General features: G+C 45.2%; 18 protein-coding genes. 4 read left to right on the top strand and 14 right to left on the bottom strand.

The window, feature by feature from the left end:
- Nucleotides 1-10: 10 nt before the first annotated feature.
- The 5 genes from dusB to ICN36_RS00690 all read right to left on the bottom strand — a co-directional run bounded on the left by dusB (nucleotide 11) and on the right by ICN36_RS00690 (nucleotide 5,422).
- Nucleotides 11-1,027, bottom strand: coding sequence for a tRNA dihydrouridine synthase DusB (gene dusB / locus ICN36_RS00710; protein ID WP_216226548.1), 1,017 nt, complete (start codon nucleotides 1,025-1,027; stop codon nucleotides 11-13).
- Nucleotides 1,028-1,156: 129 nt separating this feature from the next.
- Complete coding sequence (locus tag ICN36_RS00705) at nucleotides 1,157-2,314, bottom strand: FAD-dependent monooxygenase (protein WP_216226546.1); 1,158 nt, start codon at nucleotides 2,312-2,314, stop codon at nucleotides 1,157-1,159.
- Between the two features lie 16 nt (nucleotides 2,315-2,330).
- Complete coding sequence (locus tag ICN36_RS00700; RefSeq protein ID WP_255531183.1) at nucleotides 2,331-3,698, bottom strand: aminopeptidase P N-terminal domain-containing protein; 1,368 nt, start codon at nucleotides 3,696-3,698, stop codon at nucleotides 2,331-2,333.
- Entirely contained in the window at nucleotides 3,691-4,407 is a 717-nt protein-coding gene (gene murU, locus ICN36_RS00695; RefSeq protein WP_216226542.1) for an N-acetylmuramate alpha-1-phosphate uridylyltransferase MurU, read from the bottom strand. The genes ICN36_RS00700 and murU overlap by 8 nt, the downstream gene beginning before the upstream one ends.
- Nucleotides 4,408-4,420: 13 nt before the next feature.
- On the bottom strand, nucleotides 4,421-5,422 hold the full coding sequence (locus ICN36_RS00690; RefSeq protein ID WP_216226541.1) for an aminoglycoside phosphotransferase family protein: 1,002 nt from the start codon (nucleotides 5,420-5,422) through the stop codon (nucleotides 4,421-4,423).
- Nucleotides 5,423-5,455: 33 nt separating this feature from the next.
- Here ICN36_RS00690 and ICN36_RS00685 point away from each other — a divergent pair, with 33 nt between their 5' ends.
- The 4 genes from ICN36_RS00685 to rsmA are packed head-to-tail and all read left to right on the top strand — an operon-like array spanning nucleotide 5,456 to nucleotide 11,194.
- On the top strand, nucleotides 5,456-7,978 hold the full coding sequence (locus ICN36_RS00685) for an LPS-assembly protein LptD (RefSeq protein WP_216226540.1): 2,523 nt from the start codon (nucleotides 5,456-5,458) through the stop codon (nucleotides 7,976-7,978).
- 8 nt (nucleotides 7,979-7,986) lie between these two features.
- On the top strand, nucleotides 7,987-9,432 hold the full coding sequence (locus ICN36_RS00680) for a peptidylprolyl isomerase (protein ID WP_255531182.1): 1,446 nt from the start codon (nucleotides 7,987-7,989) through the stop codon (nucleotides 9,430-9,432).
- Nucleotides 9,407-10,414, top strand: coding sequence for a 4-hydroxythreonine-4-phosphate dehydrogenase PdxA (pdxA, locus tag ICN36_RS00675; protein ID WP_216226843.1), 1,008 nt, complete (start codon nucleotides 9,407-9,409; stop codon nucleotides 10,412-10,414). Before ICN36_RS00680 ends, pdxA begins: the two co-directional genes overlap by 26 nt.
- 3 nt (nucleotides 10,415-10,417) lie before the next feature.
- The gene (gene rsmA / locus ICN36_RS00670) at nucleotides 10,418-11,194 is read left to right on the top strand and encodes a 16S rRNA (adenine(1518)-N(6)/adenine(1519)-N(6))-dimethyltransferase RsmA (protein ID WP_216226538.1); all 777 of its coding nucleotides are present in this window, start codon (nucleotides 10,418-10,420) and stop codon (nucleotides 11,192-11,194) included.
- A 1-nt stretch (nucleotide 11,195) separates the two neighbouring features.
- Here the strand turns inward: rsmA and ICN36_RS00665 are convergent, their stop codons facing one another.
- From ICN36_RS00665 to ICN36_RS00625, 9 genes are all read right to left on the bottom strand, one after another.
- A complete protein-coding gene (locus tag ICN36_RS00665) occupies nucleotides 11,196-11,930 on the bottom strand; it encodes a 1-acyl-sn-glycerol-3-phosphate acyltransferase (RefSeq protein WP_216226537.1) in 735 nt (244 codons plus the stop codon).
- A 7-nt stretch (nucleotides 11,931-11,937) separates the two neighbouring features.
- Nucleotides 11,938-12,510: a D-glycero-beta-D-manno-heptose 1,7-bisphosphate 7-phosphatase gene (gene gmhB, locus ICN36_RS00660; RefSeq protein ID WP_216226536.1), complete on the bottom strand. Its 573-nt coding sequence runs from the start codon at nucleotides 12,508-12,510 to the stop codon at nucleotides 11,938-11,940.
- A complete protein-coding gene (gene glyS, locus ICN36_RS00655) occupies nucleotides 12,507-14,645 on the bottom strand; it encodes a glycine--tRNA ligase subunit beta (RefSeq protein WP_216226535.1) in 2,139 nt (712 codons plus the stop codon). The genes gmhB and glyS overlap by 4 nt, the downstream gene beginning before the upstream one ends.
- 27 nt (nucleotides 14,646-14,672) lie before the next feature.
- Nucleotides 14,673-15,563, bottom strand: a complete 891-nt coding sequence (glyQ, locus tag ICN36_RS00650) for a glycine--tRNA ligase subunit alpha (protein WP_216226530.1) — start codon at nucleotides 15,561-15,563, stop codon at nucleotides 14,673-14,675.
- Between the two features lie 60 nt (nucleotides 15,564-15,623).
- Nucleotides 15,624-17,126, bottom strand: a complete 1,503-nt coding sequence (gene lnt, locus ICN36_RS00645) for an apolipoprotein N-acyltransferase (RefSeq protein ID WP_216226529.1) — start codon at nucleotides 17,124-17,126, stop codon at nucleotides 15,624-15,626.
- A gap of 38 nt (nucleotides 17,127-17,164) precedes the next feature.
- Nucleotides 17,165-18,004, bottom strand: a complete 840-nt coding sequence (locus ICN36_RS00640; protein WP_216226528.1) for an HlyC/CorC family transporter — start codon at nucleotides 18,002-18,004, stop codon at nucleotides 17,165-17,167.
- Between the two features lie 30 nt (nucleotides 18,005-18,034).
- Nucleotides 18,035-18,508, bottom strand: coding sequence for an rRNA maturation RNase YbeY (gene ybeY, locus ICN36_RS00635; protein WP_216226527.1), 474 nt, complete (start codon nucleotides 18,506-18,508; stop codon nucleotides 18,035-18,037).
- On the bottom strand, nucleotides 18,498-19,844 hold the full coding sequence (gene miaB, locus ICN36_RS00630) for a tRNA (N6-isopentenyl adenosine(37)-C2)-methylthiotransferase MiaB (protein WP_216226526.1): 1,347 nt from the start codon (nucleotides 19,842-19,844) through the stop codon (nucleotides 18,498-18,500). Before miaB ends, ybeY begins: the two co-directional genes overlap by 11 nt.
- Nucleotides 19,845-19,920: 76 nt before the next feature.
- A complete protein-coding gene (locus ICN36_RS00625) occupies nucleotides 19,921-21,183 on the bottom strand; it encodes a putative Na+/H+ antiporter (protein ID WP_216226525.1) in 1,263 nt (420 codons plus the stop codon).
- Nucleotides 21,184-21,188: the final 5 nt, after the last annotated feature.

Raw genomic sequence — 21,188 nt, 5'->3', positions numbered from 1 at the left:
TAAGTCAGGGCTATGCTGCTTCCAAAAATAACAAGCGATCAGAATGAGATTTCATCTCGTCAAAATAGTCATTGACCATTTGAAGTTGGGTTTTGCAGTCATCGGCGGTATTCATACGCTGACGAAAAGCATGGGAATCACGCAAGCCCTTGCAGTACCAGCCGATATGTTTGCGAGCAGTACGAAGACCGATATGCTCGCCATAGAACTCATAGTGATCTAAGAGGTGTGCATTCATGATGGACTGAATCTCATTGATCTCCGGGGTTGGTAGCTTGCCACCCGTTTCGAGATAGTGATTGATCTCACGAAAGATCCAGGGACGGCCTTGAGCGGCACGACCAATCATAATGGCATCAGCACCAGTGATCTTTAAAACTTGCTCCGCTTTTTCTGGGCTGGCGATATCTCCATTAGCAACTACCGGGATATTTACATTATTTTTGACGGCGGTAATAGTTTCATATTCTGCCTCACCGTGATACAAATCTACTCTAGTGCGACCATGAACAGTGAGCATCGAGATGCCAGATTTTTCTGCAAGACGCGCAATCTCAATGGCATTCTTATGTTCACGATCCCAACCGGTACGTATTTTCAAAGTAACAGGTACTGCATCGGGACCAACTCCAACAGCATTCACCACTGCTTCTAGGATTTGCTGCACTAATGGCTCATCGCGTAGTAATGCGGAGCCGGCCGCAACGTTGCAAACTTTCTTAGCAGGGCATCCCATATTGATATCGATAATCTGGGCGCCGTGATCTACATTGATTTTTGCCGCTGCCGCCATCATCGCTGGATCAGCTCCTGCGATTTGGACGGCGATGGGCTTAAATTCACCAACATGGTTAGCGCGACGTTGCGTCTTTTCACTCTTCCACAGCAGGGCATTTGAGGCCACCATTTCAGAGACGGCGTACCCTGCTCCCAACTTCTTACAAAGCTGTCTAAATGGGCGGTCCGTTACTCCAGCCATAGGGGCTACAAATAACTTATTTGCGAGGAGGTGAGGGCCAATATTCATCTAAAGGGGGCTTAGGCGGAAAGCATGACACTTTAGCACAGTCGACCTCAAATCTGCCTATTTTTTAAGCAAATTGCTTGTTGCAGATCAAATGGTGAGAACTTTAATTCTGGGGGCTATATAAGCCCTTTAGCGCCTACCAAACATCATCTGGCGAGCTAAGGCTGTTTTGACTGGCGGAAGCCACTGAAGGGCTGATAAAGCCAATCCACGAGCTACCACAATTGGGGCTAGATTGGAGGTAAACACTCTGGCCATGAAGTCAGTAAGACCAATAGTGGTTGTTCTATCAACTTTGCGACTTTGGGCATAGCTCTGAAGTGCATTTTGTACGTCTGATGGAGATTGTTCCTCTGGGGATCTAGAAAATACTTCGACTAACTTCTCAGACAGTAAGAAGGCGTCTCTCAATCCCAAGTTCAAACCTTGACCGGCTACTGGGTGCAAAGTTTGCGCTGCGTTACCGATCCAGACTTCATTTTCTTTAATAATTTCTTTGCGATAGTTCAAGCCTAGTTCATACAAACGACGATCTTGAATTTTTAGAAAGCGTCCAATACGCGAACCAAATTCTTTTTGTAGCTCACTTAAGAATTCTGTATCACTCAGTTGCAAACGATGTTGTGAAGATTCTGGTGAGCCGCACCAAATAAGATTCAGAATGTTAGAACCATAGTGGCTGGGCAACACTGCCAAGGGCCCTTCAGCAGTAAATCGTTCCCAGGCTTGATGAGGTTCAGCATTTTCAACTTCAACTAAACCTACGAGAGCTGACTGATCATAGTCTCTACCAGACTCAACCCATTCTTGTGTCTTAAATAAGCCGCCCTCAGCATGCACGATACATTTAGCCTGGATCTGACTCCCTTGGATATCTTTATGTATGTGCTCCCAAATAAAGTGAGGGCTTTTTGCCTGAATAGCTCGGAGGGCTTGGCGCAGAGCGATGTGAATATCTCGATAGCGAATGATGTGACCTAATGCATCTTGCTTGAGCTCTTCTCGCGTCATGAGTGCTCGGCCAAAGCGACCTGACTGTGAAACATGTACACGATGAATCTCCGCAAATTGTTTTGGCCAAGCATTAATAGTATCGAGCAAGAGTTTGCTGCCGTGTGAGAGAGCAATGCCTCTACTATCAGCGCTTGCTAAATCTTCATCATTGGCGGAGTTACGATCAAATAGAGTAATTTTTGCATTAGGAAATTTCTGCAAGGTCCATGCGGCGCAAGCAAGCCCAACTGGACCACCTCCCTGAATCAAGATATCGAAACTAGATGTACTCATTTTTATTGGAATATCTTTATGCGTTTTTCATGAGTGCTTCAATCTCATCAGCCTTGACAGGCACGCCACGAGAAATCAATTCACATCCTGAATCATTAATAACAGCATCATCTTCAATACGAATGCCGATATTCCAGAACTTTTCATCAATATCATCCGCAGGCCTCACATACAAACCAGGCTCTACTGTAATCACCATGCCACTTTTAAGAACGCGCCATGGCTTTTCTTCGCTAGATGCATCTTGGCTAGCTTCACGATAAGAGCCCACATCATGCACATCCATGCCTAACCAGTGGGATGTACGGTGCATATAGAAGCGACGATAGGCTCCAGTCTCAATGGCATTTTCCAGGGAACCCAGCTCTGCAAGTTTGAGCAGCTTTTCATCTAGAAGGCCTTGGGTAAGCACTTTCAGTGCTGCTTCATGTGGCTGCATAAATGTATTGCCAGGCTTAGTCATTGCTACCGCAGCCTCTTGCGCAGCTAAAGTTATGTCATACAGGGCGCGTTGTGGCCCAGTAAATTTTCCATTCACTGGAAAGGTTCTCGTAATGTCTGAAGCATAGCCATCGAGTTCACAACCAGCATCAATTAAGCAAAGCTCACCACTACGTAATTCGGTTGCGCCTGCGCGATAGTGAAGAATGCAAGAGTTTGCACCACCAGCAACAATGCTGTTGTAGGCAACACTTTGCGCACCGCTATTGCGGAACTCATGAAGTAATTCAGCCTCGAGATGGTACTCACGCATGCCTGGTTTACAGATTTGCATGGCGCGGACATGCGCGCGAGCAGAGATGGCAGCAGCGCGACGCATGATGTCAATCTCATGAGCATCTTTGAATAAACGCATTTCATGAATGAGAGCCTCAACATCGTGAAACTCAGATGGTGGGTTGATGCCAGAGCGTGCTTGAGCTCGTACTTGTTTCATCCAGTGACGCAAGCGTCTATCGGCTTCAGCACTTTCTGCAAGGCGGATATACACTGCATCTTCATCGGCCAATAAGTCGCTTAGTTTTTGATCTAGCTCTTTATTACTGTGAGCATATTCAACACCTAAGGCTTCTGGTGCAGCTTGAGGGCCTAGGCGAATACCATCCCAGATTTCTCGTTCAGGATCTTTAGGTCTGCAAAACAAATGGGATTGCAGTTGACAGTTTTTTCCGTTGCCCAAAATTTTCATAACCAGCGTAGCGCCCGGCTCTTCGAAACCAGTTAAGTAGTAAAAGTCGCTGTCATGGCGATAAGGAAATTCGCTGTCTCGGTTACGGGCAAGTTCAGGAGCGGTTGAGATGACAGCAATTCCTCCACCAGTCTTGGTAAAGATTTGTTCTGCTAATTTGTTTCTACGAAGCTGATAAATGTTCGTTTTATTCATATGCTGCATTAAGCTCATGTAAGCGTTGTGGTGTGCCTACATCGTGCCATGGACCGAGATATTTTTCACCAGACACTTTATTTTGCTCCATTGCAGATCTCAAAAGGGGCGCGAGCTTGGCTGGTGCTCCGAATTCCAGGTCTTTAAAGAGGTCTTTGTGATAAATCCCAATTCCAGAAAAGGTGAGTTTTTCGGCTCCAATGGATTCTGTGTTGCTTAGAACTGTGCCTTGGAGGTAAAAATCCCCCTCAGGATGCTGGACTGGGTTTGGAACCATCAATAAGTGAGCCAAAGACTTACTACCATCCATCCGCATCCGGGATGCCGTTTCTAATAGTTCAGAAATTGGTAAGTTCGGGCTAAATACATCCCCGTTAATCACTAAAAAGTAGTCTTCTGGAGCGATGATAGGTAGTGCCTTGCAAATTCCACCGGCTGTTTCCAGGGCACTTCCTTCGGGGGAGTACTGAATGTGAAGACCGAATTGCTTTCCATCCCCTAGGGCGGCCTCAATTTTTTCACCTAACCAAGCGTGATTAATGACTACGTCTTGAATATGGGCCTTTACCAAAGCCTCCAAATGCCATGCTAGTAAAGATTTATTCTGAATACAGAGTAGGGGCTTTGGCAAATCATCCGTAAGGGGACGCATGCGCTCACCTCTGCCGGCCGCAAGCAAAAAACAAGGAATCAGATTACTTTTACTCATCAGGAGTTACTAATCATCCTTTATTTGTGCGAGTGGATTCTAGAATTCGAGCTAACGGTTTTAATTCAATATAGCGGTTCGCAGTAGCAATTGCATATTCCAAAACAAGTGGAATATCCTTAAGGTATCCATCTTTGCCATCACGATGAAAAAGCCTTGCAAAAATACCCAGAACCTTAAGGTGGCGCTGTAAGCCCATCCATTCAAAATCTCGATAGAACTGCCCAAAATCATTTGGCATTGGCAGGCCGGCCTTACGGCCTTCTTCCCAAAACTTAATCACCCAATCAATGACACGTTCTTCCGGCCATGCAATGTATGCATCGCGCCACAATGAAGAGGCATCATAAGTAATGGGCCCATATACTGCGTCCTGAAAGTCAATCACTCCAGGATTATTTTTTTCTGTCACCATCAAGTTACGAGAATGGTAATCACGATGAACATAGACTTTAGCTTGCGCTAGATTATTTTCAATAATGAGTTCGAAAGATTTTTTGAGTTGCTCAGCTTGTTGCGTATTGAGTTCAGTTTGGAGATGCTTTTTTAAATACCACTCTGGAAATAAATCCAACTCTCGCTGTAATAATGCTTCATCATAGTTTGGTAATACATCTGGCTTACTCGCCAATTGCATCAGAACTAATGCATGAGTTGCATCTTTATAGAGATGATCCGCTGACTCGTTAGTGAGTTCAGCAAGGTAGGTTTTGGTTCCTAAGTCATTTAATAGTAAGAAGCCTTCGGCAAGGTTTTGCTCGAGGATTTTTGGCACATTCAAGCCTGCCTCTGAGAGTAATAAATCGACCTGAATAAAGGCATCCAAAGGCTCATGTTGGGGCGGGGCATCCATGACGATCAAAGTCCCAAAACCGGGCTTTTTGGACTCAATTCGGAAATAGCGTCGAAAGCTGGCATCAGCCGAGGCAGGCGTCAGAGAGTCGAGATCTAATTGCCAGCTAGCTTCCAGGGCTTTTAGCCAGCTGCGGAGGGTGTTTAAGCGTAAGTCAGTCATGGTCGATTCGTATAATAAGGCGGGTCTGGATCTATGAGTCATTATCGCCGTCGCGCCGGCCTTTGCGCCCCTCTTTTTTTGCATGTAACCCTGCGCGTAATGATGGGGGTTGCATTGCTTCAATTTGCCCTTTGCGGACGTGCTCAAGCGCCTGCTCCTTTGCCAGCAAATGCGCAAGCTAATTCCAATACCGTTTTATTACCAGATCGGGGTAATGTTACTGTTTTAAAGGTAGATGATCAGCTTCGAGTTGGTAAACCCATCAATGATGGAGAGGCTTTGACATTCACCTCAAGCGATTCAATTAATGGAACTGTTGATCGCGATATGCATTTAAAGGGGCGAGCCCAAATTCGTCGCAATGGTGGCGTTATTAAGGCAGATGAAATTACTTATAACCCCGATACTGACGTTGCTGATTTATTGGGAAATGCAGAGCTCTCCAAAGGGAATGTAACCTTTAAAGGACCTAAGGGAACTTTTAAAGTGGATGCACGCGAGGGTTCCATGGAGCCCGCTGCATATGAATTGAGAGACAACGGTGGCAATGGCACTGCAAAAAAATTAACGATTGAAAATGCTGATGTCTTTGTCTTTGATAAAGCGACCTACACCACATGTACTCCGCAAAATATGGATTGGTATTTTTCAGCCAGTACTATAGAGATTGATAATGAACAAAAAGAAATGGTGGGAACGCACGGTGTAATGCGCTTCTTTGATGTACCCATTGCATATGTTCCGTATTTCACAGCGCCCACTGGTGGGCAACGCCGTTCAGGTTTACTTGCTCCAGTCGCTGGCTATAACTCAAATAACGGCCTTGATATTACCCAGCCTTACTATGTCAATATCGCCCCTAATCGCGACCTACTTTTATTGCCTCGCTACATGAATCATCGCGGTGCAATGCTTGGCGCTCAATATCGCTACTTGGATACCCTCTATTCTGGAACTGCGATGGGTGAATATATGTCGTACGATAAAAAAACCGGTACTAGCCGCTGGAAATATGATTTTCAACAACGACAAGTATTTAGTGGCGGTACAGGTCCTGGCGGCATTCCAATGCCGGGCTCATGGTCAGGCTATGCAAATATCGCACGTGTTTCGGATAATTTATATCCAACTGATTTTTCGCAGAGTATCGCAGGGGCTGTTACAAGTCAGTTTCGTCAGGAGGTGGGAACCACTAAAGGGTTAACAGGAAGCTTAAGCAATTGGATGGTGTCAGCTAGGGCATTAACATTTCAAACTTTGCAACCTGATCCAACTAATATAGTTCAGGCGCCATATAACGTATTGCCAAACATTACAGCTGCATACAACAATCGATTAACTCCAGCGGTCGCCGATACAAGTGGCAAGTATGTTACTTTGCCAACAGGTCCAGCAACTACTTTTTCTGCTGACTACACAAGATTCTCTTACAACATTGCTGGAAACTTATCGTCTACCGCCCCAGGTGTTTATAGCCAAGCGGATAGAACGGTTATTAAAGGCGCTATGGCTTTACCCCAGGTGACCCCAGGCTACTACATCACACCAAAAGTAAGCTTTCAATCAAATATGTATAACGCCACTCCATTTGTAACGGGTGGGGCACCAGTCGCACAAGGATTCACCATCCCAACCTTTAGCTTGGATTCAGCATTAGCTTTCGAAAGGGATGCCTCAGAATTAAAAGGTTTCTTTGGCCGGGATATGTTGCTGACTATGGAGCCTCGTGCTTTTTATGTTTATACGCCTTATCAGAGTCAAGCGCAGACGCCAATATTTGACACGGCGGATGCGGGCTTTGGCGTTTCCCAAATCTTTAGTGAAAATACCTTTATTGGTAACGACCGCATTGCAGACGCCAATGCAGCCACGCTTGGACTAACAAGTCGCATGATTGAGGCCAATACAGGATCAGAGCGCGCCAGTGTCACCCTTGCTCAAAAGCAGCAGTTCGCTGGACAGCGAGTTGGTTTGAACGGTACTATTTTGAATCCCACTACTTATTCAGATACATTGGGCTCAGGCTCTGTGCGTCTGCTTGGTAATTTCAGTGCGGATGTATTTGGTCAGTACAACACTCAGCTCAATCGTTTTGTTCAAACTACTATTGGCGGTAGTTGGCGTCCGACCCAGGGAAGAAGTTTAAATTTCGGCTACCGCAACGTTTGGTCCCCACCAGTGCAGGCATCAGTTCAAAATAATCAAACATTCGTACCTGCATCCACTACAACGGATCAATACAATATTTCTGGTCAATGGCCTATTACCCGGGAAATTTCTGTTCTAGGCCGTTGGGGCTACGATGCCTTGACTACTAAGACCTTAAATACCTTGGTGGCCCTTGAATGGAACAGGGATTGCTGGACATTCAGAGGGGCTTATTCTCAAGTCTTGAATACTTCTCAAATAACCACTACCCAAGTGCTCTTTCAGGTCGAATTTAAGGGCTTTGGTAGCGCTGGAAGCAATCCAGTTGATATCATGAAGCTAAATGTTCCTGGATATATGCCTACCTCTAAGCCTATACCACCTTCAACATACGAGAACTATCAATAATGCTTTGTATGAATCGTTTTAAACAAATTAGCATCTATGCCATTTTCCTTGGCTTTGGATTATTGGCGAACACCCCATTTGCACAAGATTCAGCAAAGACAAGTGCAACTGCGGAAGGCAAGATTCGCAATATTGATGGTGTCGCAGCAGTGGTCAATACGGGTTATGTAACACGTAAGGAAATCGATGATCGAATTGCTGCACTTAAAAAGCAAGGCGTAAAGCTGCCTGAAGATGGAACAGTTCGACAAGCAATTCTAGATCGCCTTATTTTGGAAAAAATTCAATTGCAAAATGCTGATCAAGAAGGGGTGAGAGTTACCAATAAAGAGCTGGACAAAATTATTGGCGACATTGCTGCTAAGAACAAGTTAAGTTATGCAGAATTCAAAGCTAAGGTCATTGCTTCTGGGAGTACATTTGAGCGCTATAAAGAGATGTTGCGCGACGATGTCATTGTCTCTCGTTATCGGGAGCGCGAGGTTGAAGGTAAGTTGAAGATATCCGATGCTGAAATCGATAACTTTATTGCTGAACGAACAAAAGCTATGACTTCTGGTGGCGCACCACGATCAACCCCAGCAGCAAAAGGAGAGCCAGAGGAGATCGATGTAGCTCAAATCTTTATTCCGGCAGATCCTGCTGCTGGAGCTGGTGCCCAAGCAGAGGCCAAGAAGAAGGCCGATGCTTTATTGCGTGATGCCCGCGGTGATGTTGATTTCTTGCAATTAGGGGCAATGGCTGCAAAAGAAAATCCAAAGATTAAGTTCCAAGATTTGGGCTATCGCACCCCCGATCGTTTGCCGCAATTATTTTATGAAGCTGTTCGTAATACTGGTGGTGGGCAAGTTGCTAGTGCTGTTGTGAAGAGTCCTGCTGGCTACCACGTCCTCAAGGTTTTAGATCGCCGTGCCGCAGGCGCGAGTCCGTCACCCCAACAAGCTAGTGCCCCAGATGCTGGGACAACCACCCCCCAGAACATTCCCATTACACAAACTTTATCTCGCCATATTTTGCTCAGAAGTCGTGCTGGCTTGAGCGATCAAGATGCAGAGAGACGCTTGCAAGGATATCGTGATCAGATACGTGTTAAAACTGCAGATTTTGCAGAGCTTGCAAAAAAATACTCTGAAGATGGGTCAGCAGCTAATGGTGGCGACCTAGGTTGGATGAGTCCTGGCGATTTAGTTCCAGAGTTCGAGCAAGCTATGAATCGCTTGCAAATTGGTGAGGTTAGCAATCCGGTTAAAACTGAGTTTGGTTGGCATTTGATTCAGGTGCTAGACCGTCGCGAAGGCCAGCTTACTGTCGAGAAGCAACGTCAATTTGCACGCGCAGCAATTCGAGAAAGAAAGTTTGATCAAGCTTATCAAGAATGGATGCGTGAGCTGCGTGATAACGCAACTGTTAAAATTCTGAACGTGGATGATGCAGCAAGCAGCGCACCTCGTTAATCTCGTTGTAAGTACCGGCGAACCAGCCGGTATTGGACCAGAAGTTTCTTTAGCGGCTTCGCTTGAGTTTCTCCGTAAACATTCTGACGCTCAAGTCACATTGTTAGGTAACGATCATTTATTAGGGCTGCCAAAAAATCTCAGCCCTGAGTTATCTAGTCGATTACACATTCAGTCTCTCGCGCTTGGAGTGCCTTCAGTCCCGGGGATTCTGGATTCAAATAATTCACATTACGTTGTTAGTTTGTTAAATCAGGCAATTGATGGTTGCCTTCAGGGGCGCTTTGATGCGATGGTGACTGCACCACTGCAGAAAAGTATTATTAACGATGCTGGGACCCCTTTTACTGGGCATACAGAGTATCTTGTACAGCGTTGTAAGGTCTCCCATGTTGTGATGATGTTATGTGCATCCTTGCCTAGTGGCTTTTTAGGCCTTAAGGCGCCAAGAGACTTACGCGTTGCTCTCGCTACCACCCATCTTCCTCTGAAGAGTGTTCCACAAGCGCTGAGCTACGACTTGATATTGGAAACAATTCAAATTGTTAACCAAGACTTGCAAAAGAAATTCGGAATCGCCAAGCCTCTCATACGGGTGGCAGGTCTAAATCCTCATGCAGGAGAGTCTGGGTATCTAGGCCGCGAAGAAATTGAAATTATTTCGCCAGCAATTGAAGCGGCTAAGAAGTTGGGTATCCATGTTTCCGGTCCTTATCCTGGCGATACGATGTTCGACCCAGCTTCCGTTGCGCAAGTAGACGCTTTTATTGCGATGTATCACGATCAAGGTTTGGCACCGTTCAAATTCGTTACTTTTGGCAATGGAGTAAACGTTACATTAGGATTGCCGATCATCCGCACCTCAGTAGATCATGGAACGGCTTTAGATATTGCCGGCAAGGGAATTGCTGACTCAGGTAGCATGCTTGAGGCTTTGTGCTTAGCTTATGAGTTAGCACTTAATCAACGAAGGCAAGGCTAATACATGCATCAGGCTCGCAAACGATTTGGTCAAAATTTTCTGCAGGATAGCGGAATTATTTACTCCATTGTGGCGCTTATCAATCCCGGTTCAGATATGCATGTCATTGAAATCGGACCCGGTCTTGGTGCATTAACCCTTCCTTTGCTAAGCAATCTAGATCATTTAGACCTTCTTGAAATTGATCGTGATTTAGTAGCTTTTTGGAATGAGAAAAATCTCAAAGGGCTTACTGTAATTGAGGGTGATGCCCTTAAATTCGATTTCTTGGCATGGGCACAGAATCGTGCTGCTAAGCAAGACTTGTGTAAGGTAGTTGGTAATCTGCCATACAACATCTCATCTCCACTACTGTTTCATCTGGTGGCCGCTGCAAGTCATATTGATGAGCAGGTATTTATGTTGCAAGCAGAGGTGGTGGAGCGAATGGTGGCAAAGGCAGGGGGCTCAGACTTTAGTCGCCTATCCGTGATGCTTCAGGCTCGCTATGACATGGAGCTGGTATTAGAGGTTCCACCAGAGGCCTTTGATCCTCAGCCTAAAGTGAATTCTGCTGTTGTACGAATGATTCCAAGAAGAAATTTTGCGTTATCTGATGCGCAATGGAACTCTTTGGAGAAAGTGGTAGCCGCAGCCTTTTCTCAAAGAAGAAAAATGTTACGTACCAACTTAAGTGCTTTTGCAGATAGATTGAAACTGACTGAAGCGGAGCTCAAAGCAAGAGCTCAGGATATTTCTGTTGATCGCTATATCGAGTGGGCAAAAATTCTTGCCTCGTAATTTATTGGTAAGCGCTGGGGTCAATCACGCGCATTTCAGCTTCAATCCAACCCTCTACTTCTCTTTGTAGTTCTTCTGCTGATTTATTCGCTGAGCTAATTGCTGGCCCAATTGAGAAAATGACTGTGCCAGGTTCCTTGATAAAGCTATTCTTTGGCCAACAGCGACCAGCGTTGTGCGCAATGGGAATCACTAAGGCATCAGTCGCGCTAGCAAGGCGTGCCCCACCCTTGCGATAAGGTTTATTTGAGCCGATAGGTGTCCTTGTACCTTCCGGAAAGAGCATGATCCACTTGCCTTCGCTCAAGCGTTTACGGCCTTGAGTGGCCACTGAATGGGCTGCAGTCTGCTTATTAGAGCGATTAATGTGGATCATTTTTAGTAATGCTAGTGCCCAGCCAAAAAAGGGAATCCAGAGTAATTCACGCTTAAAGACAAAGCAAAGCTGCTTTGGCAGTAATGCGATGTAAGCAATCGTTTCATAGGCGGACTGATGCTTACTAAGAATGATGACACGCTCATTAAGTACAGCCCGCATATTTTCCATGCCACGAATTTCATAATGAATTCCGCATAATGGTTTTAATAAAGCGATAACGATTTTGTTCCAAAGCCCAATAAAGGTGTAACGGTTTTCTGGGCTTAGGAATGGAAAAGCCAGCATGCATAAGACTGACCAAATAGGCGTGAATACGACTAAAAATAAAGCAAAGAGGATGGAACGGAACAATTTCAAGATTGGTCTAAACCTTATTTTCTAAAAGTGCATGTGCAAATGCCAGGAGGTCAGCATGAATTTGCGTTCCTTCTGGAAGCTTACCTTTTGCGAGAGTCTTTTCGCCCTTGCCGGTGAGCACTAAATGGGGGGTTGCTCCTAAGGCTACTCCAGCCTCGAGATCACGCAAAGAATCACCTACTATTGGCACACCGGTTAACGGTTTAACACTATCCGTCTTTTTGTAGCGTAGAGCAATTTCTTTCATCATGCCTGGTAAAGGTTTACGACAATCACACTGATGCGCATCCTGATGGGGGCAAAAAAAGATGCTATCGATACGACCGCCTAACGGTTTGAGCAGGGCATCCATCTTGCTATGCATGGCATGTAAATCACTAATTGTGAAATAGCCTCTTGAGAGACCAGACTGATTAGTGGCGACGGTAATTTGATAACCTGCTTGATTCAGCAAGGCAATAGCTTCTAGACTTCCTGGAAGAGGAATCCATTCGTCCACTGACTTTACATAATCATCGCTATCTTCATTGATCACGCCATCGCGATCCAGAATGATTAATTTAGAGGAGCAAGTGCTCATGCTAATTTGCCGAGATCGGCAACGAGATTCATTTTCTGGTGAAGTTGTTGCAAAAGTGCAAGACGGTTATCGCGCAGCTCAGGATTAGGGTCCATCACCATAACATCCGCAAAGAATTGATCAATTGGCCCACTCAAGGCTACAAGAGTCCTTAAGAGTTCAACGAATTGACGTTTTTCATAAGCTGCATTGAGTGCCGGGGTAACCGCTTCCAAAGCATTGTAAAGCGTTGTTTCTGCTGGAATTTGCAATAATTTTGTAGAACATACAGCTGGAATCACAGTAGTCGTTTTCTTCAAGATATTGCTAATACGCTTATTCGCTGCAGCCAGTTGAGCGGCTTCTGCCAGAGCATTAAATTCACGTAAGGCAGTCAGGCGCTCGATCAAATCATTAATTTGTGCCGGGTCTTGACTCAAGACTGCATCAATCTCGGCACTAGTAAATGCTTTACCGGCAACAGATTGGTCACGCAAATAAGCGCGGAGACGATCGATGATGAAAGCGTAGATATCAGCAGCTTTTGCTTTTTCTTGAACATCAGCTTGTGGAAACTGCGCGCGAGCGAGTTCAATTAATTCAGGCAAATTCAGCGAAAGATTTTTTTCTAAGAGTAAGCGACAGATGCCTAAGGCATGACGGCGCAAAGCGTAGGGGTCTTTATCACCAGTAGGGGCAAGGCCAACACCCCAAATACCAACCAAGGTTTCTAGTTTGTCGGCAATAGCCAAGATCGTGCCAGTTTGAGTTTGAGGCAAAGTATCGCCTGCAAAGCGCGGCATATAGTGTTCGCTGCATGCGCTGGCGACATCGGTATTCTCACCATCATGGGTAGCGTAATAACGCCCCATGATGCCCTGTAATTCTGGAAACTCACCAACCATATCGGTTAATAAGTCTGCTTTAGCAATTTCTGCTGCGCGTGAAGCCAGCTTTTCATCGGCGCCTAATTTCTTGGCAATACCTACTGCAAGACCTTGAACACGCTTGGTGCGATCTAGCTGATTACCTAATTGATTGTGATAAACCACCTTGCCAAGATCTGCCACGCGGGAAGCTAATGGACGCTTTTGATCTTGTTGAAAGAAAAAGCGGGCATCCGAGAGGCGTGGGCGCACTACGCGTTCATTACCAGAAATGATGGCATCCGGGTTATGAGTTTCAATATTAGAAACAATCAAAAAGCGATTGCGTAACTTGCCTTGCTTATCCGTAAGTGCAAAATACTTTTGATTGGTTTGCATTGTCAAAATCAAGCATTCTTGAGGCACTTCCAAGAACTCTTGATCAAAATGACACTCATAGATGGCTGGCCACTCAACGAGAGCCGTTACTTCATCTAGAAGGCTATCTGGCATTAACACTAAATCATCACCAGCCGCTTTTAAAAGGGCTGCTTCAATTTGGGCGCGACGCTGATTAAAGCTAGGAATAATCTTTGCTTTAGACTGCAGGTCAGCCTCGTATTGTTCTGCATTGGCAATCGTGACAATACCGGGAGCCAGGAAGCGGTGACCTTCAGTCTGATTGGCTGCATCAATACCCAAGGCGCTAACGTTTAAATTATTACTGCCATAGAGTGCAATGATGCGGTGAGCAGGACGAGCAAATTGCACATCTGCTAATTGACCATTCTTCTGCAACACCTGATAGTGCATCATTTTTGCAATGGGCAGCTTATTCAACGTTTGCTCAAGGGCGGTTTGTGCGGTTTGCTCAAGGGAGGCACCTTTGGCAATGACATTGAGGTACAGAGCTTCATTCTTACCTTCACCCGATTTTTCTAGGGTGGCAAGATCAATATCTCCATACCCAAGCGCACCTAATTTTTTGAGCAATGGCGGGGTAGCTTTGCCTTCAGCATCAAATGCAATGCTGGTAGGTAGTAATTTTTCACGTACAGGAAAGTCCGGCGCTTGATCCAAGACGTTAGTCACTTGAACTGCTAATCGGCGTGGTGTAGCAAAGCTGGTGACTTTAGATGAATCGGATGCTAAGCCAGCGGCTTTGAGGGCTGTGAAGATACCTTCGCTAAACCCATCACCTAAGCGACGTAATGACTTTGGCGGTAGCTCTTCGGTAAATACCTCAATCAATAATGTTGCTGATTGGGGGTTTGAATTAGATGTGCTCATAGGTGGAATGCAAAAATCTCGATGCGCTTAAGCCTGAGCTTTAGCTTGACGTTGACACATTGGGAAGCCCAGCTTTTCTCTAGACTCAAAGTAAGCTTGAGCAACCGCGCGAGAAAGATTGCGAATACGGCCAATATAGGCTGCACGCTCAGTAACCGAGATGGCACCACGGGCATCCAGTAAGTTAAACGTATGCGCCGCTTTAAGGACCATTTCATAAGCGGGTAGAGCTAATGGAACTTCCATCAAGCGCTTGGCTTCACTTTCAAAGTTTGTGAAGTTGGCAAACAATAAATCGGCATTGGAGTGTTCGAAGTTATAGCAAGATTGCTCAACTTCATTCTGGTGATATACATCACCATAAGAGATTCCATCAGCCCAAACTAGGTCATATACGTTTGAGCAGTTCTGAATGTACATTGCCAAACGTTCAATGCCGTAAGTGATTTCACCAAGAACCGGTTTGCAATCTAAGCCACCCACTTGCTGGAAGTAAGTAAATTGAGTTACTTCCATGCCATTGAGCCAAACTTCCCAACCAAGACCCCAAGCGCCAAGCGTTGGGTTTTCCCAGTCGTCCTCTACAAAGCGAACATCGTTCTTTTTGAGATCTAATCCTAGAGCAGCTAAGGAGCCTAAATACAGATCCAGAATATTTTCTGGAGCAGGTTTTAGCACCACCTGATATTGGTAGTAGTGTTGTAAACGATTTGGATTCTCACCATAGCGACCGTCTTTTGGTCGGCGGGATGGCTGCACGTAAGCTGCCTTCCATGGCTCGGGACCAATTGCACGAAGGAAGGTAGCGGTATGGGATGTACCGGCACCAACCTCAAGGTCGATAGGTTGCAATAGGGCACAACCTTGTTGGTCCCAATAATCTTGAAGTTTGAGAATGATTTGCTGAAAAGTAAGCATGATTAACCTGGCTAAGCCGTTGATTTTACATGGCTAGAGCACTCTAGAGTTAAAAAATGCTTAAAAACGTCTGTAGCGAATCAAGCCCCAAAGTAAGAGAAGGCAAGAAATACCCAAAATCGGTAAATTACCCCAAATTACATACGGTGTTTTGCCAGAATAGCCCTGTACTTGGGTGCTTAGAGTTGCTTGGGTAAATTCTGGGAGTGCTTTGAGAACTTTGCCATCGGAACCAAGAACCGCAGTAATTCCCGTATTAGTTGCACGCAAAGCAGGCAAGCCAGTTTCTAATGAGCGTAGCTGCGAAAGTCTGAGTTGCTGAGTCGATGCTTGTGATTCACCAAACCAAGCAAGATTAGTCATATTGATTAGTAAGTTAACCGGTTTATCGCTATGTTGAATGCGAGAGGCTAATTCACCACCAAAGACATCTTCGTAGCAAATCGTGATAGCAGCATGAATATCTTCTTGATCTTTACGTGAGATCGTAAACGGCGCTTGATCTAATCTGCCCCTAGCAAAATCACTCATAGGTACATGAAATGCTTTGACAAACCACTGAAAGCCAATCGGAATAAATTCTCCGAAGGGAACGAGATGGGCTTTATCGTATTGATAGGGTGCCGTATTGGGCGAAAGCCCTGTTGCGCGATTTGAGTACTGCATCCCAGCTTCTCCGGGCACTTCACCAATGACCCCAAGCAGGAGACTACTACCGCTTTTATTGGAAAAGTTTTGCAAGTAATCCAATAAGCCAATCGGCAAATTAGGGAGTGGCCATGGAAAGGCTGTCTCAGGAATGATGATGAGATTTGCTGCTTCTTTAGTAATTTCTTGGGCGTAAAAATCAATTTGTTGACCAATAGCTTGAGGATTAAATTTCAGACTTTGTTCAAAGTTGCCTTGAATGAGTCGAACGCTAATAGGCTCACCAGTAGGTTTGGTGAAAGTAAACAGCCCGCTAATTTGGGTTACGCCAATAACAGCTGCAATGAGAATTGCGCTTGATATGACATGCTTGCGAAGTTGGTAAATTTCCCAGGAAGCCCATACCGCTAAAAAGGTACAGGCTAGGCCACCAAAGAAAGGCGCCACTGGAGCGAAGGGGCCATTAAATTGGGTTTCAGCAAAACCCATCCAAGGAAATCCAGTAAAGATATAGCCACGCAGAAATTCTGCGAGTACCCAGCTTGATGCCAAGAATAGGCCAGATAAGCAATTCTTTTTAAACAGCGGAATGGCTAGTGTTGCAAAAGCAAAATAAAGCGCTACATAGGCGGATAAGAGAAACACTCCCATGCAAGCCAGTCCAGCATGCATGCCGCCGACATCATGCAGGCTAATGTAAAGCCACCAAAGGCCGATAACAAAATAGCCGATTCCGAATGAGAGACCTAAGGCAAATTGTTTTTTGAGAGACGCTGAGGATTGGGGGTCAAGGCGCCACCAGAGAAGGCTTAAAACAGGAATCTGAATCCAGCCGCCATAAGGCAACTCAGCAATAGCAGCGAGAACCGCGCCCAATACAAACAAAATAAATACAGAAAAGATTTTAATGCTCATACGTGGGTGATAGGGGTGCTGATCAAGCAATATAAATCTCAGTCTGATTTTTTATTAGTTTGTCGCGCAAGCAGTATATGAATTTGTCTTGGGTCGGCGCGCTGCACTTCAAATTCAATACCATCTATCTCAATGAGCTCACCCATTTTAGGTACGCGGCCTAAATGCTGGATAACCAAGCCTGCAACTGTTTCGATGTCCTCAAGTTCAAAATGGGTCCCAAGCATTTCATTAAATTGCTCAAGTTCAGTAATGCCCTTGACGCGAATATCACCATTATCTAAAGCAATCAGGTTGTCAGCTTCTTCATCAACATCATGTTCATCTTCAATATCGCCAACAATTTGTTCAAGCACATCTTCGATCGTAATAATTCCAGCTACGCCACTGTATTCATCTACAACTATGGCTAAGTGATTACGATTGTCTTTAAAGTCTCGTAGTAAGACGCTGAGACGTTTGGATTCCGGAATAAAGACGGCTGGACGCAACCAATCTCTTACTTGAAAGTCTTTCTCAGCGGAATGACGTAATAAGTCTTTAGCTAATAAAATTCCAATGACATTATCTCGACTGCCTTCAAATACCGGAAAACGTGAATGAGCTGCTTCGATCACGCTCTTAATAATTTCAGGAAGTGTCTGGCTAATATCGATCCAGTCAATTTGGGCGCGAGGTACCAGGATATCGCGAGCACATAACTGACCGACTTGAAAAACGCCTTCAATCATTGAGAGAGCATCAGCGTCTATGAGTCCTTCAGATTGAGCCTCACGCAGAGTTTCAATGAGTTCTTGACGACGTTCACTAGGTTCAGCGGGCTCTGGGCTTAAAAAGTCGGCCAGGCGGTATAAAAGGGATTTGTTGGGGTCAGACATATAGCAAGAATAGCTTAGAAATATGGCAAATTAAGAATAGGGATTGGCAAATCCCAATTTTTGGAGGATTTGGATTTCCAGTGACTCCATCTTTTTGGCTTCCCGTGTGATTTCATGATCATACCCTTGGGCGTGAAGGCAGCCATGCACAATTAAGTGCGCCAAATGGGCTTTCAATGTTTTATCTTGTTCCTTGGCTTCCTTTTGAAGTACTGGTAGGCAAAAAATAATATCGGCTATCAAAACTTTTTTTGAGAGCTCATAAGGAAAAGTGAGGACATTGGTGGCGTAATCTTTTTGACGAAAAGCCAGATTTAACTTTTTGCCTTCTGCGGCATTCACAAAGCGAAAAGTAATTAGGCCATTAAGGGGCGTAACACTTTTAACCCATTTCTTAATGAGAGTGGAGGGGGCTGCCTTACTAACGGCGGATTCAATCGCAGGACTCGCATACTGCAGATCAATTGACAGTTTGGGAGGAATCGTTTGGCCTTTAGTGGGCATGTGCTTCTACCATTTCGCCCCTGAGGGTGAAATTTAGTACTTCCGTGATGCGAATATCAACCATCTGGCCAATGAGACCCTCAATATCTTGATCGGGTGCCACAAAATGAATCACGCGATTATTTTCAGCTCGGCCTTGTAAATTAATACCATCCTTTGCGAGACCTTCGATTAATACTCTTTCCGTATTACCCAACATTTTTTGACTAATTGCATTTGCTTGTTCTTCAACCAATGCTAATAAAGTCTGAAGACGCTTGAGCTTGACTTCATATGGCGTGTCATCGGCGAGATTGGCTGCTGGTGTTCCTGGACGTGGGCTAAAGATAAAGCAAAAGCTGTTATCAAAATTCAGCTGTTTCACCATCTTGAGTAACTTCTCAAAGTCAGCCTCAGTTTCACCTGGGAAGCCCACAATAAAATCACTCGATAAGGTTAGATCAGGGCGTACAGTACGCATCTTGCGAATAATGCTCTTGAACTCTAGAGCGGTATAGCCACGCTTCATCGCGGATAGCATGTTGTCTGACCCGTGTTGTACGGGAAGATGCAGATGACTCACAAGCTTAGGTACTTTGGCGTAGACATCGATGAGGCGTTGTGTAAATTCTTTAGGGTGGCTAGTAGTAAATCGAATACGCTCAACCCCAGGAATTTCGGCAATGTATTCAATGAGCAAGGCAAAGTCAGCAATCTCTTCGGTGCCACCCATTTTGCCCAGATAGGCATTGACGTTCTGACCAAGCAAAACAATTTCTTTGACGCCTTTACCGGCAAGGCCTGCCACTTCAGTAAGCACATCATCAAATGGTCTTGAGACTTCTTCGCCACGTGTATAAGGCACAACACAGTAGCTGCAATATTTAGAACAGCCTTCCATAATCGAAACATAAGCCGAACCACGAGTTTGGCGTGAGGCAGGCAGATGATCAAACTTTTCAATCTCAGGAAAAGAAATATCTACTTGCGAAATTCCCGTTTTGCGTCGCTCAGCAATCAAGTCGGATAAGCGATGGAGTGTTTGGGGTCCGAATACAACGTCAACATAAGGTGCGCGACTGACAATCTGTTGGCCTTCTTGGCTGGCTACGCAACCACCGACTCCAATGAGTAAGTCGGGATTTTTTTTCTTTAGTTCGCGAAGTCGACCCAAATCTGAGAAAACTTTGTCTTCTGCTTTTTCACGTATGGAGCAGGTATTCAGGAGGACTACGTCGGCATCTTCAGGCCGATCTGTCATGACCATGCCTTCATCAGCATGGAGGAGGTCTGCCATTTTTCCCGAGTCGTACTCGTTCATTTGACAGCCAAAGGTTTTGATATAGAGTTTTTTCATATGCCGTTCTCAGGTTTATAGCTGGGGGCGAAGCTCAGATTTTACTGCCTAAGGCATGCTCGGGCTTATCTTGTACTTATATGAGTCTGTAAGCCAAAATAGCCACGATTGTGGGTGGAATGGCTGCAATCAACAAATACAGCGCAGAAACTGAATGCCCAGGAAAGTGACTGCGTAAGATTGCAATACCTGCCGGGTTAGGGGCATTGGCTATTACCGTGAGACCACCACCCGCAACCGCACCACCCACTAAAGCCAGCTTGAACTCTGGCGAAGTTCCGGTAACCAAGGACCCTAAATAGGTGAGGGCGGCATTATCTGTAAACGCGGTTAACACAAGGCTGCCATAAAAGACTGCAGTAGGACTCATCATTTCGAGAATCGGTTGTAACCACCAACCCTGTAGTGCGCCCAATACAACTAAGCCACCCAAGAAGAATCCCACCAAGAGTGCCTCTTTCAGAATCAGAGGGCTTTGATGTTTAGGGTAGGCAGTGGTAAAGCCAATAAAGAACAGCAGAATCCACATAAAAATAACTGGATCATGCGCAAAGAAAACCACTCCAAATAAGAACAGTAGATGCATCAAGATCACTGCTAACGGGATCTTCGCCTCTTTTCTATTTTCGTTCGGTTCGATGAGTTGTCGATGAAAGATAAGGGTCGCTGCGAAAGCATTAATAAAAATGGCAATACAAGACTCTAGGCCAAAGTTACTAAACATAAATGCCGAACTCCATCCCCAAGTAGAGGCGACCATGAGAACCGGTGGAGCAGCAAAGTTAGTGAGCGTGCCCCCAATGGAAATGTTTACAAATAGCACGCCAAGAGTTCCAAATAGAAGCGCTTTAGAGCATTGATGGCGATAGACTAGATCACGCAATAAAAAAGCGGCCAGAGTCATTGCTGCGGGCTCGGTAATTAAGGAGCCTAAGAGTGGTGTTGCCCCGAGTATTAAAAAATACAAGGCAGGAGCGCTACGAACGCGAAATACATATTTCAAGAACTTAGCAAGCGCATGCAAAATTTGAGTAGAAATATGAAGAATGGGTTTTGTACCCGCCACAATCATGATGGCAAAGACAAAGAGTGGTTCCGTGAAATTGCGTTTATTGAGAAAAGCTTTGGCAGTACTTAAGTCATCGTAAAAAGAAATGAAAATAACCAAGACGGCCGCCCAAAAACCAAAAACAATCTCCACTTCGCCAAGGAGGTGCCATAGGCCAGCATGCCGTGGGGATTTTTTAGCGATAGATTCAAAATAGCCAGTGCAAAAGGTGTGCAAAACGGCAACTGCAAAAATAACGCTTGCGCCAAGTTCTGTGGGGGTAAAGTTCATAACAG

Origin of the sequence: Polynucleobacter sp. UK-Gri1-W3 (assembly GCF_018881595.1) — a bacterium.
Classification (GTDB): domain Bacteria; phylum Pseudomonadota; class Gammaproteobacteria; order Burkholderiales; family Burkholderiaceae; genus Polynucleobacter.
Note: the sequence above shows the minus strand (reverse complement) of the source record. Positions and strands in the feature narration are given on the sequence as shown.